General features: G+C 69.4%; 3 protein-coding genes. 2 read left to right on the top strand and 1 reads right to left on the bottom strand.

What is annotated here, in order from left to right:
- Positions 1–408: globin domain-containing protein (locus tag ENN83_RS13120; RefSeq protein ID WP_287187649.1), on the bottom strand; the 408-nt coding region annotated here is incomplete at its 3' end.
- Positions 409–721: 313 nt separating this feature from the next.
- On the opposite strand from ENN83_RS13120, the gene ENN83_RS13115 reads away from it, so the two are divergent.
- Both ENN83_RS13115 and ENN83_RS13110 read left to right on the top strand, forming a co-directional pair.
- Positions 722–2,656, top strand: a complete 1,935-nt coding sequence (locus ENN83_RS13115; RefSeq protein ID WP_287187647.1) for an elongation factor G — start codon at positions 722–724, stop codon at positions 2,654–2,656.
- Positions 2,657–2,673: 17 nt separating this feature from the next.
- Positions 2,674–3,165 (top strand): ChaN family lipoprotein (locus tag ENN83_RS13110; protein ID WP_287187646.1); only part of this gene is annotated, 492 nt, incomplete at its 3' end.

Here is a 3,165-nt window from a genome sequence, read left to right as displayed (position 1 = left end):
GTCCCCGGACGGCGGGAACGCCATCAGGTCCAGCAGCTCCGCATAGGCGGATTGCCACGCTGCGCGCAATTCGTCGGTGCAGGCCGCGCCGAAGAAGTCCTGAAGGGCCAGATCGAAGGCGCGTTGGCCAAGGACCATGTGGTCGCGGCTGACAGAACGTCGGGCATGGACCTGACCGAGATGGGCGGCCGTTGCGGCCAGGCGGTCGCGGTCGCCCAGCACGCTCACCACCATGGCCAGCGCCGCCATCAGCATCCGCTTCTGCGTGTTCAGATCGCGCTGGAAAAGCGCTTGCGCTTCGGGCGCGATCTCGAAAAGTCGGGAATAGAACGCATCGGCGAACCGGCCCTTCGCGGCGAAGAGCGGGCCGCAGCTTTCGACGATGATCTGGCGGGCATGGGTGTCCATCGCTCCTCCGGGGATTTATCCGCGCGACTATGCGCCCAATCCCTTAACGACGGATGAACCGGGCCTGTGGCGAGCGTGATCGCGCCCGGCCGGCCCCTGCGTCCCGATGCCCGCAAATTCGCCTTGACCGGACGGGACGCCAGCGCGGAACATCGGGACGAAACGGGACAGCGGCCAGACGCCTCCGGCGGCCGCACCCGACGGCCGGGGGGGGCTGCGGCCCAGCCTCCGGTCCGGGCGCAGCATGTCGGACCGGGCGCGCGGCACGCAACGATAAGCCCGTGCCGTGCGACCCACCGGAGGAACTCACCCCATGCGCTGTTTCACCATCCTCGGTCCCTCTCAGTCGGGCAAGTCCACTCTTCTGAAGGCCCTGGGCGAGCTTGATGGCCAGCCTGTCACGGCCGCCTTTGCCGATGCCCTGACGGTCAGCCAGTTCACCTATCTGGGCGAGCCCTGGGCCGGCTTCGACATCGCCGGGGGTCCCGATTGCCTCGGCTATGCGGGCGAGGCGCTGGCGGCCTCGGATGCCGCCATCCTGTGCGTGGCCCCCGACCCTGAGGCGGCGGTGCTGGCCGCACCCTATCTGCGGCTGATCGAGCAATCCGACGTGCCCTGCTTCGTCTTCATCAACAAGATGGACCAGGACGAGGCGCGCATCCGTGACATCGTGGGCGCGTTGCAGGCCTATGCCGCGCATCATATCGTTCTGCGCCAGGCCCCGATCCGCGATGCCGCGGGCCATGTGGTGGGGGCGGTGGACCTGATCTCGGAACGCGCTTTCCAGTACCAGGAGGGCCAGCCCTCGAAGCTGATCGAGATCCCGCCCGAACTGCATGATCGCGAACAGGAGGCGCGCACCGAATTGCTGGAACATCTGGCCGATTTCGACGACCACCTGATGGAGCAGCTGATCGAGGATCGCGAGCCGCCCACAGGGGAGATCTACACGATCCTCGCAGAGGCGCATTGCGACAACCGCATCATCGCCGCCTATCTGGGGGCCGCGGGGCATGGCAACGGTCTGGTCCGGCTGATGAAGGCGCTGCGCCATGAGGCGCCCGACATGGCCGTGATCGGGCCGCGGCTGGGCATCAAGGCGCCGCTGGCCATCGGGGTCGCGTCCGACACGCGCAAGCATGTCGGCAAGTCCACGCTGATCCGCGCGCTGGGCAGTCCCGTGCAGCATGGCAGCCCGCTGGGCGGCGACAATCTGGGCAGCCTCAGCGGTATCGACGGCAAGCCCGTGCCCGAACCGCTGGACCCCGGCACGCTGGCCGTTGCAGTCAAGTCCGACCACCTGGACCCGGGCTATGCCTATACCGCGCAACAGGCCGAGGAACTGCCCCGCTGGACCCGCGGTCGCCCGCCCACCTATGCCCGCGTCCTGATGCCCGCGAACGAGCGCGACGACGCCCGGCTGTCGGCGGCGCTTGGTCGGCTGGCGGGGTCCGATCCGGGAATGGAACTGGCCCAGGACAGCGAGACCGGGCATCTGGTGCTGCATCTTCAGGGGCCGATCCACCTGCGCCGCACGCTGGCGAAACTGGCCGAGGATTTCGGGATCGAGGCGGTCGAGCACCCCGTTTCGGGCATCTATCGCGAGACGATCACGAAAACGGTCGAGACCCATTACCGCCACCGCAAGCAGACCGGCGGCGCGGGCCAGTTCGCCGATGTGCATCTTACGATCCGGCCGCAGGGCCGCGGTGCGGGCTTTGCCTTTGCCGAAACGATCAAGGGCGGCACGGTGCCGAAAAACTACATCCCTGCGGTCGAGGCGGGCGCGCGCGAGGCGATGGACCAGGGGCCGCTGGGCTTTCCGGTGGTCGATGTCGCGGTCACGCTGACGGATGGCAAGTATCACGCGGTCGACAGCTCCGACCACGCCTTCCGCACCGCGGCCAAGGCCGGTGTGCGCGAGGCGCTGGCCGAGGCCGGGCCGGTGCTGCTGCAACCGATCGTGCGGGTGGACATCCATGTGCCCTCGATCCATTCCGGCTCGCTGGTGGCGCTGGCGGGCAGTCTCAAGGGGCAGGTGCTGGGTTTCGAGGCGCATGGCGATGCGCGCGGCTGGGACGTGTTCCAGGCGCTGATCCCGGCGGCGGCCGAGGACGAGCTGTTCCAGGCGCTGGGCGGGCTGACCCATGGCACCGCCTGGTTCGAATCGCGCTTCGACCATTACGAGGAATTGCACGGACGCGACGCCGAGCGCGTCCGCGAGGCGCGGGCGGCGGAACTGGCCTGACGCGGGGCGGCCCGGCCATGAGCGGGGCGGCCCGCTGGCTCTTGCCCGCGACCGGCGCCCGCCTGTCCCATGCCGCTGCGCTGGCCTGGCTGGCAAGGGCCGATGCGGTGCTGCTGGGCGAACGGCACGACCGCGCGGCGGATCATCGCTGGCAGCTGCATGTCGCGGCGGGGCTGGCCGCACATCGGCCGATCGCGATGGGGTTCGAGATGTTTCCCGCCCGGCTTGACCCGGTGCTGGCCGACTGGGTCGCGGGCGGGCTGTCCGAGGAGGATTTCCTGGCCCGCGCCAAATGGAGCACGGTCTGGGGCTTTCCGGCGGCGCTGTATCTGCCGCTGTTCCGGTTCTGCCGCGAAATGGGCGTGGCCATGGTCGGGCTGAACTGTCGCCGCGATCTGGTGCGCGCGGTCGGCGCGGGCGGCTGGGATGCGGTTCCCGTGGAGGCGCGCGAGGGGCTGACGCCCGCGCGCCCCTCGCCGCCCGCCTATCGTCGCTTCATCTACGATCTG

Source organism: Rhodovulum sp. (assembly GCF_011048875.1).
Taxonomy (GTDB): Bacteria; Pseudomonadota; Alphaproteobacteria; order Rhodobacterales; family Rhodobacteraceae; genus Rhodovulum; species Rhodovulum tesquicola.
This window is presented reverse-complemented; position numbering and strand designations above follow the sequence as displayed.

Coding starts and splice junctions, on each gene's coding strand:
- ENN83_RS13115 (WP_287187647.1), top strand. CDS start 722: ATGCGCTGTTTCACCATCCTCGGTCCCTCTCAGTCGGGCAAGTCCACT.